This is a genomic window from Cyanobacteria bacterium FACHB-DQ100, from assembly GCA_014695195.1.
GTDB lineage: Bacteria > Cyanobacteriota > Cyanobacteriia > Leptolyngbyales > Leptolyngbyaceae > Leptolyngbya.
The window spans coordinates 25790-41214 of sequence record JACJNW010000037.1 but is presented as its reverse complement, the minus strand read 5'-3'; the positions used below and the strand labels follow the sequence as shown (position 1 = coordinate 41214).

The 15425-nt window shown below is 48.5% G+C and carries 16 protein-coding genes; 6 read left to right on the top strand and 10 right to left on the bottom strand.

Features of this window, described 5'->3' with window-relative positions:
* The first annotated feature begins 170 nt into the window (after positions 1–170).
* Positions 171–1493 carry a PDZ domain-containing protein gene (locus H6F51_21160; GenBank protein ID MBD1824981.1) on the top strand — a complete coding sequence of 441 codons (1323 nt, stop codon included), beginning with the start codon at positions 171–173 and terminating at the stop codon, positions 1491–1493.
* Between the two features lie 98 nt (positions 1494–1591).
* Here the strand turns inward: H6F51_21160 and H6F51_21155 are convergent, their stop codons facing one another.
* The 4 genes from H6F51_21155 to ntrB form a co-directional block, all read right to left on the bottom strand.
* Positions 1592–2236, bottom strand: a complete 645-nt coding sequence (locus tag H6F51_21155) for a Uma2 family endonuclease (GenBank protein MBD1824980.1) — start codon at positions 2234–2236, stop codon at positions 1592–1594.
* Between the two features lie 71 nt (positions 2237–2307).
* Positions 2308–3147, bottom strand: coding sequence for an ATP-binding cassette domain-containing protein (locus H6F51_21150; GenBank protein MBD1824979.1), 840 nt, complete (start codon positions 3145–3147; stop codon positions 2308–2310).
* 11 nt (positions 3148–3158) lie between these two features.
* Positions 3159–4553, bottom strand: coding sequence for an ABC transporter substrate-binding protein (locus tag H6F51_21145; protein ID MBD1824978.1), 1395 nt, complete (start codon positions 4551–4553; stop codon positions 3159–3161).
* Positions 4554–4563: 10 nt separating this feature from the next.
* Positions 4564–5412 carry a nitrate ABC transporter permease gene (ntrB, locus tag H6F51_21140; GenBank protein MBD1824977.1) on the bottom strand — a complete coding sequence of 283 codons (849 nt, stop codon included), beginning with the start codon at positions 5410–5412 and terminating at the stop codon, positions 4564–4566.
* A 367-nt stretch (positions 5413–5779) separates the two neighbouring features.
* Between ntrB and H6F51_21135 the strand changes: the two genes are divergently transcribed.
* Positions 5780–6622, top strand: a complete 843-nt coding sequence (locus tag H6F51_21135) for a hypothetical protein (protein MBD1824976.1) — start codon at positions 5780–5782, stop codon at positions 6620–6622.
* 91 nt (positions 6623–6713) lie between these two features.
* Complete coding sequence (locus tag H6F51_21130; GenBank protein ID MBD1824975.1) at positions 6714–7700, top strand: DUF1350 family protein; 987 nt, start codon at positions 6714–6716, stop codon at positions 7698–7700.
* On the opposite strand, the gene argS is transcribed toward H6F51_21130, so the two are convergent.
* From argS to H6F51_21105, 5 genes are all read right to left on the bottom strand, one after another.
* Positions 7679–9445 carry an arginine--tRNA ligase gene (argS, locus tag H6F51_21125; GenBank protein ID MBD1824974.1) on the bottom strand — a complete coding sequence of 589 codons (1767 nt, stop codon included), beginning with the start codon at positions 9443–9445 and terminating at the stop codon, positions 7679–7681. The genes H6F51_21130 and argS overlap by 22 nt on opposite strands.
* Positions 9446–9538: 93 nt before the next feature.
* Positions 9539–10102 (bottom strand): Uma2 family endonuclease, encoded by a 564-nt coding sequence (locus H6F51_21120; protein ID MBD1824973.1) that lies wholly within the window; start codon positions 10100–10102, stop codon positions 9539–9541.
* Positions 10099–10962: a carboxylating nicotinate-nucleotide diphosphorylase gene (locus tag H6F51_21115; GenBank protein MBD1824972.1), complete on the bottom strand. Its 864-nt coding sequence runs from the start codon at positions 10960–10962 to the stop codon at positions 10099–10101. Before H6F51_21115 ends, H6F51_21120 begins: the two co-directional genes overlap by 4 nt.
* 8 nt (positions 10963–10970) lie before the next feature.
* Positions 10971–11273 carry a hypothetical protein gene (locus H6F51_21110; protein MBD1824971.1) on the bottom strand — a complete coding sequence of 101 codons (303 nt, stop codon included), beginning with the start codon at positions 11271–11273 and terminating at the stop codon, positions 10971–10973.
* A gap of 70 nt (positions 11274–11343) precedes the next feature.
* Positions 11344–11856: a DUF1993 domain-containing protein gene (locus tag H6F51_21105; GenBank protein MBD1824970.1), complete on the bottom strand. Its 513-nt coding sequence runs from the start codon at positions 11854–11856 to the stop codon at positions 11344–11346.
* 179 nt (positions 11857–12035) lie between these two features.
* Between H6F51_21105 and rpmG the strand changes: the two genes are divergently transcribed.
* The 3 genes from rpmG (at position 12036) to H6F51_21090 (ending at position 14643) form a co-directional block, all read left to right on the top strand.
* Positions 12036–12230 (top strand): 50S ribosomal protein L33, encoded by a 195-nt coding sequence (gene rpmG / locus H6F51_21100; GenBank protein ID MBD1824969.1) that lies wholly within the window; start codon positions 12036–12038, stop codon positions 12228–12230.
* Between the two features lie 81 nt (positions 12231–12311).
* A complete protein-coding gene (locus H6F51_21095) occupies positions 12312–12527 on the top strand; it encodes a 30S ribosomal protein S18 (GenBank protein MBD1824968.1) in 216 nt (71 codons plus the stop codon).
* Positions 12528–12624: 97 nt separating this feature from the next.
* Positions 12625–14643, top strand: a complete 2019-nt coding sequence (locus H6F51_21090) for a VacB/RNase II family 3'-5' exoribonuclease (GenBank protein MBD1824967.1) — start codon at positions 12625–12627, stop codon at positions 14641–14643.
* 60 nt (positions 14644–14703) lie between these two features.
* Here the strand turns inward: H6F51_21090 and H6F51_21085 are convergent, their stop codons facing one another.
* Positions 14704–15351: an LON peptidase substrate-binding domain-containing protein gene (locus H6F51_21085; GenBank protein MBD1824966.1), complete on the bottom strand. Its 648-nt coding sequence runs from the start codon at positions 15349–15351 to the stop codon at positions 14704–14706.
* Between the last annotated feature and the right edge of the window lie 74 nt (positions 15352–15425).

Below are 15425 nucleotides of genomic sequence, written 5' to 3'. Positions count from 1 at the left end.
TCGTCCCACTTTCTGGAATTTAACTGTGTACGCTGTATCTAGTTTTTTGGATTCCAGTATCTTCTAACCCTTTGTCACGTTATTTATTCCCTTCAGATTAATTTCATCTGTGTCACCCTGATTGCAGGCGCGATTTCGAATTCAAACTGTCCACTTCTCCTCTACACTCAATGAACCGACCCACCCGACGTGTTTCGCTGCTTCAAGTTGCCCTCTGTAGTGGTGTCATTGCGGCTACCGCTGCTGGAACCGTGTTTAACGCCGATCGCTCCGTCAAAGCGGCTCTTCAAGACAGTCCTAAATCCGTGCTTGATGAAGCGTGGCAAATTGTCAATCGCGAATACGTAGATGGCAGTTTCAATAAAAACGATTGGAATGCTGTCCGTCAAACGCTCCTGAGCCGGAACTATAGTTCTCGTCAGCAGGCATACACAGCACTCCGAGATGCTCTGAAAAAACTCGACGATCCCTATACGCGATTTATGGATCCTAAACAGTTTGAGGCGTTGAGCAGTCAAACTTCTGGAGAGCTTTCTGGGGTCGGGATTCGCCTTGAGCAAAACGAAAAAACGAAAGTTCTAACGGTGGTTGAGCCACTGGAAAATTCTCCGGCAATTCGAGCGGGGATCAAGACGGGCGATCGTATTCTGGCAATTAACGGCAAAACTACGAAAGGCATGACGGTTGAAGATGCCTCGAATCTGATTCGGGGAGAAGTCGGAACCAAGGTAACGCTGCAAATTCAGCGCGATGGTGCATCAGCATTTAATATGCCGCTGACCCGCGCTCGGATCGAATTGCAAGCAGTCCGCGCCAGCGTGAAGCAGGAAGGCAAGAACAAAGTCGGCTATATCCGTCTAGGAGAGTTCAGCAGCCACGCAGCGGAGCAGATGGAACGGGCGATTAAGAACTTGAGTGCTCAAAAAGTCGATGCGTTTGTGCTGGATTTGCGCGGCAATCCGGGGGGTCTGCTGCAAGCGAGCATCGATATTAGCCGGATGTGGCTAGACAAGGGCGCAATCGTCAAAACCGTGAATCGGCAAGGTGTGGGTGATACCGCTTATGCCAACGGTAGACAATTATCTAAGCTACCTTTGGTAGTGTTAGTGGATGGTCGCTCGGCAAGTTCGAGTGAGATTCTCACCGGAGCGCTGAAAGATAACAAGCGCGCGACGATTGTTGGCAGTCAGACCTTCGGTAAGGCACTGGTGCAGTCGGTACATTCGCTGTCTGATGGATCAGGCGTTGCCGTGACGATCGCGCACTACTACACGCCGAAGGGAACTGATATCAGTCAGAAAGGAGTCACCCCAGATATCAAGGTAGATCTGTCGGATGCCCAGCAGAAGTTCTTGGCGACCAATCCGAAGTTGATTGGAACAACCCAAGATCCGCAGTATGCAAGAGCGTTGAACCTTCTAGAGCGGACGGCATTCGCGAAACCGGGAGGACAGCAAACCTCACAGCAACCCGCTCCAGCAGGTCGGGAATAGTTCGTGTTGTTGGTTAAATGAAAAAACCGATCGCTTTCTGAGCGATCGGTTTTTTCATTTAACAGGGCGTTCAAGTTCAATAGTCAGTTCAAATCAGCTTATCCTAACTGCGATCGTACCCATTGCCGAAAGGCTTTTAGAGTTTGCCTGCGTCCTTCAGTTTGGCTCTGTTCTAGAAAGTGGGTGAGGTTTTCAGCGATCGCGAAACCGGGGAAGTGAGGACTACTCTTTGCGTCCTGATATTTCCCGTTTTGCAACACGCTAATTCGGAGTTGACCGTCCTCAAATCGCCAAAGTTCTGCTACTCCTAATGCTTGATAAGCCTCCAATCCAGTTTTAGATGTAACATCGACTTCAATTGCTAAGTCTGGAGGAGGATCAACGGTGAAATTCAATCTGCGCTTACCAACCATCACTGCATGATTTTCAATGTAGAAACACTGATCAGGCTCAATGCCTTTTGCCAGATCTTGCCGCTTAAAGGTAGTTGATCCAAAACACTCGTTATCTACGTCAAGTTCTTCGAGCAGAATCTTGACCATATCACCGATGAGTTCCTTATCAACTTCGTGTTCTGGTAAAGGCATCCGAATTTCTAGCACTCCATCACTGTAAGCAATTCGACAGGCACGTTTATCCCCAAGCTCGTCGAGGATCGCTTCAAATTCTTGCCAGTTGACTTCTTGAAGTTGAACCCGTTGACCTGGCTGAACGACCAGTTGACGAAGCTGAAGTTTGACCATGACGATATGCCGCAGAGGAATAGCTTTAGTATATCGGTCTGCCTATCTTTTCTTATTGCTTAGGTGTTGCGCTAGTCGTCGGATTCAAAATTAGAATCCAGGAAGTTCAGCGCATGGTTTCGCAATTGGTAATACTCCGGTGAATTGCGAAGTTTGGCACGATCGCGCGGGTGTGCAAACGGAACTTCTAAAATTTCGCCGATCGTCGCTTCAGGCCCATTGGTCATCAATACAATCCGATCGCTCATGTAAATCGCTTCATCAACATCATGGGTAATCATGATCACAGCTTGCCGATGTTGCTCCCAAATTTCTAACACCTGACGCTGAAGTTTGCCGCGTGTTAGGGCATCGAGCGCTCCGAATGGCTCATCCATCAGCAGCATTTTCGGACGAGTCGCCAAGGCTCTGGCAATTCCGACCCGTTGCTTCATCCCGCCGGAAATCTCATCCGGATACTTGTCGGCAGCAGCAGTGAGATTCACCATTGCTAGATGCTCACTCACAATTTGCTTTTTCTCAACGGGAGACGCATCTTTTAGCACTTCATCGATCGCCAACCGAATGTTCTGGCTCACGGTTAACCACGGCAGCAGCGAATACTGTTGAAACACCATCATGCGCTCTGCTCCCGGCTTGCGGATTTCTTTGCCTTCGAGCAATACAGAACCCGAAGTCGATCGCTCTAGTCCCGCAACAATCTTTAGCAACGTGGATTTACCGCAGCCAGAATGACCAATGATCGAAATGTACTCGCGCTCCCCAATCGTTAAATTAATGTCTTTGAGAATCACCGTTTCACGGTCGCCCGTTTTATAAGACTTGTAAAGGTGATTGATTGCGAGAAACGGTGCCTCTGACTGGGTAGGAGCAACGTTTTGAACATCATTAATCATGTTGAACTGAACCATGAGAACCTCTTCTAAGAAAGATAAATGTTTGTCGATCGACTCACACGAATGTCAAAGCTGTTGAGATACCCGACTGGATCGCTCGGATCAAAGGCTTTCTTGTCGATGAACGCTTCAGCAGGTTCGATTTTGTAATCTTCAGCCGGACAAGCAATGCCTAACTCAGCCGCAACTTCTCGATAGATATCAGTGCGCCAAGCCTGTTCTGCAAGTTTGTCCGCGTCTTTGGGAATCTCTTTGATTTGTCCCCAGCGAGCGGCTTGCGTCATGAACCATAGACTGCGCGATCGCCACATGAACGTAGAATGCTCGTTCGCAACTTGCGGAACCTCTTTCGGCATCTTGAAAAACATCGTGGTTGCATCTGATTTAACAATGCGTTGCTTGCCGTCAAAGCCACCATAGTTGTATTCACCCACGATCGCGGGCTTAGTAAACTTCGGTTTCGCTCCGGTGTACGATCGAGCCGAAATAATCTGAGCTACTTCTTCTCGATTTTCATCACAGTAGCGACAAGCTTCGATCATCGCTTTGAGCAAGGCGCGGTAGGTTTTAGGATTCTGATCGATAAACGATTGCATCACCCCGAGTAAGCGATCGGGGTGTCCATTCCAAATCTCACGACCTTGAGCAAACGTGAATCCGATGCCTTCATTTCCAGTAATGGCGCGGGTGTTCCACGGTTCTGCAACCATGTATGCTTCCATTGCTCCAATTCGCACATTCGTCACCATCTGCGGCGGTGGAACAATGATGATGCGAAACTCTTTGAGCGGATCAACTCCGGCTGCTGCTGCAACATAGCGAACGAAGTATTCATAGATGGCAGAACTCAGCACGACTGCCCAAACTCGACGTTCTGAGGGTAAGCCTTCAAAGTAGCGGCGAAAATCTCGTCCGAAGGCTTCTAAATTCCCGTTGTACTCGAACCACGGGCGCAAGCCTGCCTCCCACATAGCGCGATTCATCGTCATCGCATTGCCGTGATGGTGAATCGTCATGCCTGCACACATCGGAGCGTGACGCGCCCCTTCTGCACCCGTTCTGGCATTCGTGACCGCCCCTGCAACAACCGGGGCGGCATCTAATCTGCCAAAGATTACGCCATCTCGCGAGGTTGCCCAGCTTGCTTCACGGCTCAAGCGGACATTCAAGCCATACTTGCGAAAAAAGCCTTTCTCCCAAGCGATCGCAAACGGCGCACAGTCGTTTACTGGAACATAGCCGATCGTTAGGTTTGGTTTCTCAAGTTCACTCGATTTAATGACCGGAGTAATCGACATTGCCGCTTCAGAGAGTTCTTGCGGCGCACGATTCGCATTAATTGCACAAGAGGGTAAGGTAGCTGCGATCGCCGATGCGCCTACTCCTGCAAGAAATTCGCGGCGCGTCCATTGATTCGTCATAATTCTTCCTCTACGAAGCGCGGCGGCGATGTGTAACCCAAGCTTCAATTTGGGCTAGGGCGAGGTCTAACAATAGTCCAGTTAGTCCAATCACGAGCACGGCTAAGAACACTGAACTCAGGTTCAATCGGCTCCATTCATCCCACACAAAGAAACCGATCCCGACTCCGCCTGTGAGCATTTCCACGGCAACAATGACAAGCCAAGCAACGCCTAAGCTAATTCGTAAGCCTGTAAAAATATACGGCAAGCTTGCAGGCAAAACAATCTTGAGTATGCGTCTCCAGCGCGGCATTTCCAACACTCGCGCTACGTCTAAATAGTCTTTAGGAACACTAGCAACTCCCAATGCAGTGTTAATGATCGTTGCCCATAGCGAGGTAATGAAAATTACAAAGATGGCAGAGGGATCAGCCAAGTTAAAAATCGCCAGCGCGATCGGGAGCCAAGCCAGTGGCGATACGGGTTTGAGAATCTGGATCACCGGATTGAGCGCCATCATCGCTTTTTCGGACATTCCAATCAAAAAGCCGATCGGAATGGCAACGATCGCGCCCAAACCAAACCCAATCAATACTCGTCTTAAGCTTGCGAGTAACAGCCAACCAATTCCTAGATCGCCAGGGCCTCGACGATAAAACGGATTAAGAATATAGTCTAAATTTGCTACCAGCGCTTCGGGCGGCGTGGGCATCAGTTCGTGTTTGCTTAGTGCAATGATCCACCACACACCAATCACACCCAGGAAACCGAGCGCCGGATAGAGAATGCGATCGCTCGATAGGATTGGTTTTGTCCGGCGTACCGTAGCCTGAGCTACAGCAGTAAACACTGCCGCTAAATTCAATTGCAGAATCATATGATTTGGTTCTCCAGAGCCAAACTCTCAACGTGCCTACGGAGTTAGCTGACGGGCGAGGACTGAGAGATTGTCCCCTGTTGGCTCGCTTAGAATTTCTAAGTTCACAACAGTAAGCCCCGATTAAACTGGTTCCTCCGCTTCGGAGCAATTGTCCGAATTAGGCAATGCAGACTCGAATCCTAGAACTTTAACATCTCAATACAGATTTGCACCATCCTTCTTTTGAGATAGTGACTAAATCGTAAGCAAAGAAATAGTACCCACCTGGGTACTATAAAAGCCAGGTTGCTCTTCCACAATTTGAATAGAAAGTCTCAAACAGGGCTAAGAGCCTCTCATATTATTCAATTTGGAGTTTCGCATCATGGAAGTTTCGACCTTTGAATTGCTCGTCAAACGAATTGCTCCCAGAGTAGCATTGCCGCCAGCAGCACAACCCGTTGCTCGTCGCATTGTGCAAGGTTACTTTCTGACGCTTTCTAACTTGGAAACGATCGACTTGAGATATCGCTTAGAGTTCCGCATTAGCTTACCGGATAATCCAGCTCAGGCAGATGCTGTGACTCGCATTCTGGAAGGGAATACCTTCTTGATCTTCGACATTGCTGGATCAAACAATACGCTCTCGTTGACCCGCGTTGGCACAACAGGACGATATATCAGTCAGGAATTTGTGATTCCAGCGCAGAAGACAGCTTCGATCGAGCTGCTTCCTGATGTCGTTCGATTTGCATCCCAAGACGACCCAGCCTTGGAAATTCGGGGCTTTGTTTCGCTCTTTTTACCCCGGATCTTCACAGGCACAACGCTTCCAGAACGATTGATCGGCAGACCCCAGAGTCCGCGTCCGGTCAAGGTGTTGCTAAATGCTGAAATTCGCGGCACGTTCTTGCCGAATGACTTCCCCGCCAATCCTGCTAGCACTGACTTTGATCAAATCAATTACTCGCTGGCGCTGGCGAGCGGTAAAGCGCTAAATGAGATTGAGTCTGAACCGCCGAGAATTCTGGTTCCAGGTAGTTCAGTCGGGCTAGAACTGACACCGGGCGCGGTCAGAATGTCTTCCGCATCCGACAGTGCAGCAGCAGATTTGGGAGCAATGATTGCAGGATTGATGGTCAGCAGCAACGGCAATGGTGCAAATCTAGAGTCGCTGAATCGATCACTTGCAGAGTTAGACCTTCCTGTCACCATGCGAGGAATGTAATCAAGCATTGGCGTTATCTTCGGGTTTGGTCGTTTGTCCCAAGTGGTTGGCGGTTAGAGATTGCCGTCAACCCTTTCTCTAGAGGTGTAGGATGAGTATTTTTCAATTCAGACCGCTTTGCCATAGTTGGGTCGCATTGCATCCTCATCCCAGGGGTGTCGTTCAGTTTATTGGGGGTGCTTTCTTTGGGTCGTTCCCGACGATCGCCTATCGATATTTGCTGCAACAGATTTTTGAAGCGGGATATACCGTTATTGCTTTACCGTTTCGGTTTAGTTTTCGTCATTGGTCACTCGCGATCGAGCTTTTAGAGGAGCAAAATACGCTGAGACAAGAACTAACAGCGATCGCAAAGCGTCTTAACTATGATTACGAGCTTTACCAGGATAAAACGAATTACTATTGGATCGGACATAGTTTAGGCTGTAAGTACATTGCACTGCTAGAGCTTTTAAGCAGTGAACAATGGCGGCAAGTGTTGTGTTCTTGTGTCGAAGCAAAGCAGATTGAGCAAGTTGAACGAGCGATCGCTCACCTTTCAATAGCTTCGGTTTCAATTAAAGGGCAACCCTCATTGCTATTAGCTCCCGACATTTCTGATACTGAAAGTGCAGTTCCGATTCGATTTCTAGCACAGCTGTTAGATAAGTTTAAGCTGGGTGCGTTGCCTACTCGCGTTCAAACGCAGTGCTTGGTCGAGCAGAGTGAGCTATTTAATCTAACGGGGTTAATTTCGTTCGATCGCGATACCATTGCTGGAAGCTCTGCCAACGCACAAAAGCAGCCCTTGAGTGAAAATGATGTGCTTTGGTTTTTATCCCAACTCAAACAGCGCCACTATCGAGTGCTGTATCGAGAACTTTCAGGTAAACATTTAGAACCCGTTGGAGTTCAAATCGGTGGCTGGGTTGTGGACTTTAACCCCTGGGATAAGTTTGCGGAATCGATCGCAGGACGCACTCTAGAAAGCGTTGTACTTGAATTTCTCGATCGTCTGCGTCAGAGAGAACAGGGGTTGGAATCTTCCAGTTCCCAGTCTCTCTACGATCGCGCCTCTTACATCCGCTCTAGCACCTGAATTCCCAACAGCGATAGTCCAAGCTTCAATGTTCTGGCTGTCAAGTCACACAGTACCAATCGAGAAGTCCGTGCAGGTTCTTCCGCTTGCAGCACAGGAACGCCTTGATCGCGATCGTAAAACACATTGAATTTCTGACTGAGTTGGAACAGATAGTCACAAAGTCGATTTGGAAATAGTTCTTGCTCTACTTCGGATAGAACAGTGCTGAACTGAAGTAACTGTTTTGCCAAAGTGAGTTCGGTTTCATGTTCTAGCACCATTTGAACATCAGAACCTAGCTGATTGAAGTCAATTCCGCCTTTGCGACTAATCCCTTGAATCCGAGCATAAGCATAAAGCATATAAGGCGCAGTATTGCCTTGAAGCGCAAGCATCTTGTCGTAACTGAAGATATAGTTACTAGTACGGTTTTGGCTCAGATCAGCATACTTCACTGCGCTGATCCCTACTGTTTTTGCAGCATGATTGATAAAGTCTTCGGATTCGTGGCGCTCTTCGGTTGCGAGTCGAGTTTCTAGATCAGTGCGCGATCGTTCCACTGCTTCATCGAGCAAATCCCGCAGTCGAACGGTATCGCCCGATCGTGTCTTCAGCTTCTTCCCATCTTCACCCTGCACCAATCCAAATGGCACATGCGCGACTTCAACACTACCCGGAATCCAATCTGCGCGGCGGGCAACCTGAAACACTTGAGCAAAATGATTCGCCTGACCTGCATCAGTGACATAGATTAAGCGATCGGCATGATCCTGCTGCACCCGATAGCGAATCGCAGCTAAATCAGTAGTTGCATAGTTATAGCCACCATCTGACTTCTGAATAATCAAAGGTAATGGGTTGCCTTCCCGGTTCGTAAAGCCTTCAAGAAACACGCATTTTGCGCCTTGATCTTCAACCAGTAAGCCTTCCTTCTCCAAGTCTTCGACCACTTGCAGTAATAGTGGATTGTAGAACGACTCTCCTCGCTCTGTAAGTTGAATATCCAGCAAATCATAGATGACCTGAAACTCACGACGCGACTGATCACACAACAATCGCCAAGCTCTCAAAGTATCTTCTGCACCCGACTGCAATCGCACTACTTCTTGCCGCGATTTTTCCTGAAACTCTGGGTCTTCGTCAAACCGTTGCTTCGCTTTCTTATAAAACGCAACTAAATCGCCCAAATCTAAGGCATCGGCTGTCGTCAGGGCTTCGGGCGCAACTTCCCGAAGATACGTAATCAGCATTCCGAACTGTGTTCCCCAATCTCCGACGTGATTGAGACGCAACACATCATGCCCTTGGAATTCTAGAATTCGAGCGATCGAATCTCCAATAATCGTTGATCGCAAATGCCCAACGTGCATTTCTTTCGCAATGTTCGGACTCGAAAAATCCACGACCACTTTCTTTGGATCTTTTACCACCGCAATGCCTAAGCGTGAATCTCCTGCCATCGCACTTAATTGCGCCTGAAGATAAGCAGGCTTCAGCTTCAAATTGATAAATCCGGGACCTGCAATTTCCGGCGTTTCGCAAAGGTCATCGATCTGCAAATTTTGAACAATTTCTTGCGCGATCGCTCTTGGCTGTTTCCCCAAACGTTTCGCCAGCGACATTGCCACATTCGCCTGATAATCCCCAAACTTCGCATTACTGGTCGGCACCAGCATCGGATCAGTTCCCGCCAGTTCTGCGCCAAATGCCAACACCAAAGCAGCTTCGAGACGATTTTTTAATTCAGAGAATGTAGCAATCATAATTTCTCAACCTGACAACAGCGCAAGTCCCTTCTAGGATAGCGACCCAACTTATTAATGATTCAGCACGAAGATCGTTTATGCAAGAGGTTCTTAAAAAAGCTGTTGAGCCGTCAGGACTAATTCTGGAAAAGTGGAAGAAACAATACGATCGTCCCCTCGAAAAACACCCGTTTCTTCATACCGATTCCCGTGAAGCCCTAATACCGTCACAGTCTGAGCGTCTGGATCAACAATCCAATATTCAGGAATTCCTCGGTCTTGATACTGCGATCGCTTTGCCACATAATCCCGGTCTCGCTGCAATTCGCCTGGACTGACAACTTCAATTACCAATACAGGCGGAGCCATCGACAATCGAATTGTATTGCGTCGAAGTAACTGCTGAATGTGTTCTTCGCGAATAATGGTCAAATCTGGATATCGATTACGCGGTTCGCCTCTCACTTCGAGTTCTAATCCATGCGGTCTGACTCGCAGATGACCGACGATCGACAAAAACTGCCCAAACAAAAATGCTGCAATTCCAACATTCAATCCCGACTCTGGCGGCACTTCGATTAGCTCTCCGTTAAATAATTCGTACAGTGCATCTGTCCCATCGTCGTAGGTCAGATACTCTTCAAAACTGTGAAATCGAACTTTCGCTTGAGTCATCGCTTGAATTTCATACTTAAATCTAACCAAGTCGATCGTGTCACTGGAGCGCTACTGGAAATGAAATCCACTCCGGTTTCTGCGATCGCTCTCAACGTCTCTAAGGTCACATTCCCCGATGCCTCAATCTTAATCCGCTCATTTGCCGATCGAATCATCCCGACCGCCTGACGCATCATTTCTAACGGCATATTGTCCAGCATGATGATGTCGGCTCCGTGTTCGATCGCTTCCTGCACCATGTCTAGAGTCTCGGTTTCGACTTCGATCGTCAACGGATACGGAATCTGAGCGCGAACTTGGGCGATCGCATTTTCGATTCCTCCCGCCGCAACAATATGATTGTCTTTAATCATCGCCGCATCATCCAATCCCATCCGGTGATTGGTTGCACCTCCCACCTGCGTTGCATACTTTTCAAGCAATCGCAATCCGGGTGTTGTTTTGCGCGTATCGGCTAGCTGCGTGGGTAAATCCTCAATCTTCTCAACATACTGCCGTGTCATCGTTGCAATTCCACTGAGGCGCATCGCTAAATTCAGTGCAACTCTTTCGCCCGTTAACAGTGCATCGTAAGCACCTTGAATTTCAGCGATCGTCTGCCCTTTCTCTACCGCTTCCCCTTCTTCAACCAATCGCGTAAACACGGTAGACGGATTCAACAGATGAAACACTCTTGCCGCGATCGGTAATCCTGCAATTACGCCTCCCTCTTTTGCAATCCAAACCGCTTGCCGAGTTCCAGGCGAAATCAACGCTTGAGTCGTGCGATCGCCGCGTCCAATATCTTCGAGTAGCCAGTCTTGAAGGATGCGATCGAGAAGTAAGAATGATGGAAGTACAGAAGCCTTGTTCACAATGTTCTAACCTAATTTGCTCCCCGTAAACACCCTGCATCATACGGGTTTTTCAAACTCCGCACACCAAAACGATCAACGGCTCGGTGCCCGATGCGAACGATCCAAGGTTGGGCATCGGGAATCCGTTCAAATAAGCGATCGGTTGCGGTTAAGATTTCGTCTGCAACCTCAAAAGCTCCGGTTTCGATGTCGATCGCCACAATTTTGCCATGATTGCCTTTCTCAACTTGAGGACGCACCTGAGATTCATAAATCTCGTCGCCACGTCGAGCAAATTTCTCTTTGCTGTAGCGGGGTTGCCAGACTGTCATCGATCTGACCTCGTTTGAAGCTTACTGAGAGTTCAATTCTAATTCGTTCGTCCGATGCAATAGTTAGGCTTCAGCCCGTCCTAACTAATGGCATTAGGTGCATCATGTAATCTTGCTTTCCAATTGGCACACCAGCCATACGAAGAATGTCGTAAGCTGTGACCATATGAAAGTAAAAGTTTGGAACTAGAAATTCATTTACATAGGCGCTACCAGATAGCTCGATGTAGAGGTTCTGACCCAAATCAATGCAGGTCATCTCAGCTAGCTTGGTATCTTCAACGTTAATGCTCAAAAGGAGTTCATTCGTGTTGGTTAGGTGTTCGTATGCCTGCGCGAGAGATGTAACATCTGGATCTAAATTATTCGCAGGTTTACGATCGCACCAGAGAGCAAAGTTGCGTGGTTGATTACAGGTGAAAGCAATTTGTGTACCGAAGGGAAACATATCAGCCGCAATACGCTTTTGAAGGAACGACTCGTCCTCACAAAAATGAGTCTGAGCTGACCTTAAGAGATGCTCAAGAGTTGCTAAGCGGCTTTGAAAGAGGCTTTGGATTAAATCTATATTCTGACTTTGCATTTTGTGATTCCTTGAGACTTAGTTTATGAATCTTAGATGTGCTTTGGAATAGATTGCATCCTATCTACTGATTTACCTTATTAGCCATCCGATCACACCCCCTCACTCAAACAATTTTTTGCCCATCTCCCAGCAAATATGAAATAATAGATCTTCGTGTCTTCATTTGCGTAAAACCTATGGCAAAGAATAAAGGCGTAAGACTCATCATTACGCTGGAATGTACTGAGTGCCGCACCAATCCGGCAAAGCGCTCTCCCGGTGTGTCTCGTTACACCACCTCGAAAAACCGCCGCAACACCACAGCGCGTCTAGAACTGAAAAAGTTCTGCACCCACTGCAATCGGCACACCCCCCACAAAGAAATTAAATAATCTTTGTCAGCAAAAGCTGGTAAGTTTTTGCCCGTAGTTTTGAAAACTACCGCCCATTGACCCTTTACCAATCACACCGTCATGACTTACTTCCGCCGTCGAGTTTCCCCGATTAAGCCTGGTGATCCGATCGATTATAAAGATGTCGATCTGCTCCGCAAATTTATCACTGAGCGCGGTAAAATCTTGCCCCGCCGAATTACCGGACTCACCGCAAAGCAGCAGCGCGATCTCACCGTTGCAATTAAACGCGCCCGCGTCATTGCTTTACTACCGTTTGTTAATCAAGAAGGCTAAACCCTTCAAACCGTTGTGGGGGTGCTAATGTGAAGGGTGTGAGCCGCCGAATCCCAGCCACCCCTATTTAATTCATTCATCACCCCCGCAAAGTTCAATGGAGAAGGGAACCTTAATCGAATTTCGCGCCAACGGAGAACGCCGCCTCGCTGTTGCCGATCGTCCAGAAGGTAAAAAACACTGGATTGCGATCGACGATCGTTCTCAAAACCACACCCTTCATCCGCGCCAAATTACTTACGAAGTCGCAAATCAAACCTTTAAGCCTTCCGACATTCCAAATTTTCTCAAAGAAGTCCAGCCCTTCCTTGATCCTTCCAGCCTAGAAGTCGCCTGGGAAATCCTGAGTGAAGGCAGCGACAGCACCAATCCAAAAGAGTTAGCAATGCTGCTGTTTTCGGAGCAAAGTCCGGCAATGTGTTACGCCGCTTACTACTTGCTGTCCGAAGATAAGCTTTACTTTAAGCAGAAAGGCGATCGCTACGAACCCAGATCCGCAACACAGGTTGCAGAACTCAAACATCAAATCGAGATGGAAGCTCAACGCCAGCGCGATTGGCAGAGTTTCTTAGAACGCATTCAACTCGTCCTAGCCGGAACGCCTACCGAGTGGCAGTCCACTGATCGACCCCGACTTGATGCTTTGGAGCGATTTGCTACTGTGGAAGAAGCACCGAATCGATCCAGCGCGATCGAGGTACTTGCCGCCCTGAAACGTCCTGAAACGTCTTCAGCCGCCTTCCAGCTTCTCGTTGATCTTGGAATCTGGAGTCCACACGAGAACATGTTCCTGCGGCGTGCTCAGGTTCCGATTCAATTCTCTAATAAGGTTCTGGAAGTGACGCACCATCGTTTGGAATTCCCACCTGCTGATCTCGATGTCAATCGCCTTGATCTGACGCACTTGAAGGTTTACACGATCGACGATGAAAGCACCCGCGAAATTGATGATGGCTTGAGCTTAGAAGTTCTCCCCGACGGGCGCGAGAAAATTTGGATTCACATCGCTGATCCGACTCGTTGGGTGGCTCCCGGTGACGAACTTGATCTCGATGCCCGCAAACGCATTACGACCATCTATCTGCCAACGGGCATGATTCCGATGTTTCCGTCTGAGTTGGCAACAGGTCCCATGAGCTTGAATCCAGGCAAAACTTGCTGTGCCTTAAGCTTTGGAGTGACGCTGACCAAAGAAGGCGCGGTGGAAGATTACAGCATTCACGCGAGTTCAATTCGATCGACCTATCGCCTCACCTATGATGATGTCGATGAGATGCTGCATCTTGGAATTCAAGGTGAACCAGAAATCGAAGCCTTAGCAAAATGGGCAAAACGACGCACTGCATGGCGACAGTCCCAAGGTGCAATTAGCATTCATATGCCGGAGTCTTCAATCAAAGTAAAAAGCGATGGCGAAGTGACGATCGAAGTTCTCGACGACGCTCTCTCCCGTCAACTCGTCGCTGAAATGATGATTTTGGCAGGAGAAGTTGCTGCTCGTTACGCTCAAACGCACAATTTGCCGCTTCCCTTTCGCGGTCAACCTCAGCCGGAATTACCCTCGGATGAAGAACTGCTGCAACTTCCGGCGGGTCCTGTGCGATCGTGCGCCATCCGTCGCTGTATGCCCCGCAGCGAATTGACCATTACGCCTGCTCGTCATGCAAGTCTCGGACTCGACACCTACACTCAAGTCACCTCCCCGATTCGTCGCTACAGCGATTTAGTTGCCCACTTCCAAATCAAGGCGCATTTACGCGGTGATGTTCTGCCTTTCTCAGTCGAGGAAGTGAAAGAACTGATGATTAATATTGGTCTAGCCGTTCAAGAAGCGGTCTTTGTCGAGCGTCAAACCAATCGCTACTGGAGCCTGGAATATTTGCGACGGCACTCTAATGAAGTGTGGGATGCTTTGATGCTGCGCTGGTTGCGGGAGCATGAAGGATTAGGTCTGGTGCTGCTCGAAGAATTGGGTCTGGAGCTGCCGATGGTTTTCGCGCGATCGGCACGTCCCGGCGATCAATTGCGCCTCAAAGTTAGTCTCGTCGATCCGCGCCGTGATGAAATCCGCTTCCAAGAAGTCACCCAACAAGAAGCACAGCAAGCGGTCGGATAGCCAAAAAATAACCCGTCATTCTTAATCGACGGGTATCATTCTATTAACTATTACTAACTATTACTCTGCAACATCTTTCAGCGTGTCCTTTAGCACAGTCCGAGCTGCTAAATGATTTCGAGTTGAAGTTAGAATTTCAGATTCTCGTTCTAGCCGAGCCTGAGTGTCTTGCAGTTCTAAAAGCGATTGCTGCTCGTCCGGCACATTATGCAAATTGCTTGCAATCCAGTACGAAAGCTCAGTCGGCAAGCTCGGAATTTCTTCTGGTAGCTCGATATCTTGACCGGACAGCTTCTCCGAAAGCCGCACCACGTCATGAAGAAGCTGATTCACTTCCTTCGCTAAAGGTCTCAAATCCTGAGTTGGTGGACGATCTTCAATCCACTCAACCAAACCCACGCGGTAAGGCTTCTCACGAGTGTATTCCAACACTCTAAAGCGCTGCTGTCCAAGCGTCAAAACCTTCATTCGATCGTCCGGCAATCGCTGAAACTGCACGATTTCTGCACAACACCCAACAGGCGCAGGTTGCCCTTTGGCTTGATCCCACATCAACACGCCAAACCGTCGATCGCTCTCCAGAATCGTGTTCATCATCATTCGGTAGCGAAACTCGAAGATGTGCAACGGTAAGGGACGACCTGGAAATAAAACGAGGTCAGGCAACGGGAATAGGGGAAGTTCGCGAACCGCGATCGATGAAGTCATTACTCTGCAAACGGTGAGGTGCTTTTCTCTACTGTAACGGATCACTGTTAAGAGATGTAAGCAATTCAAAAAAT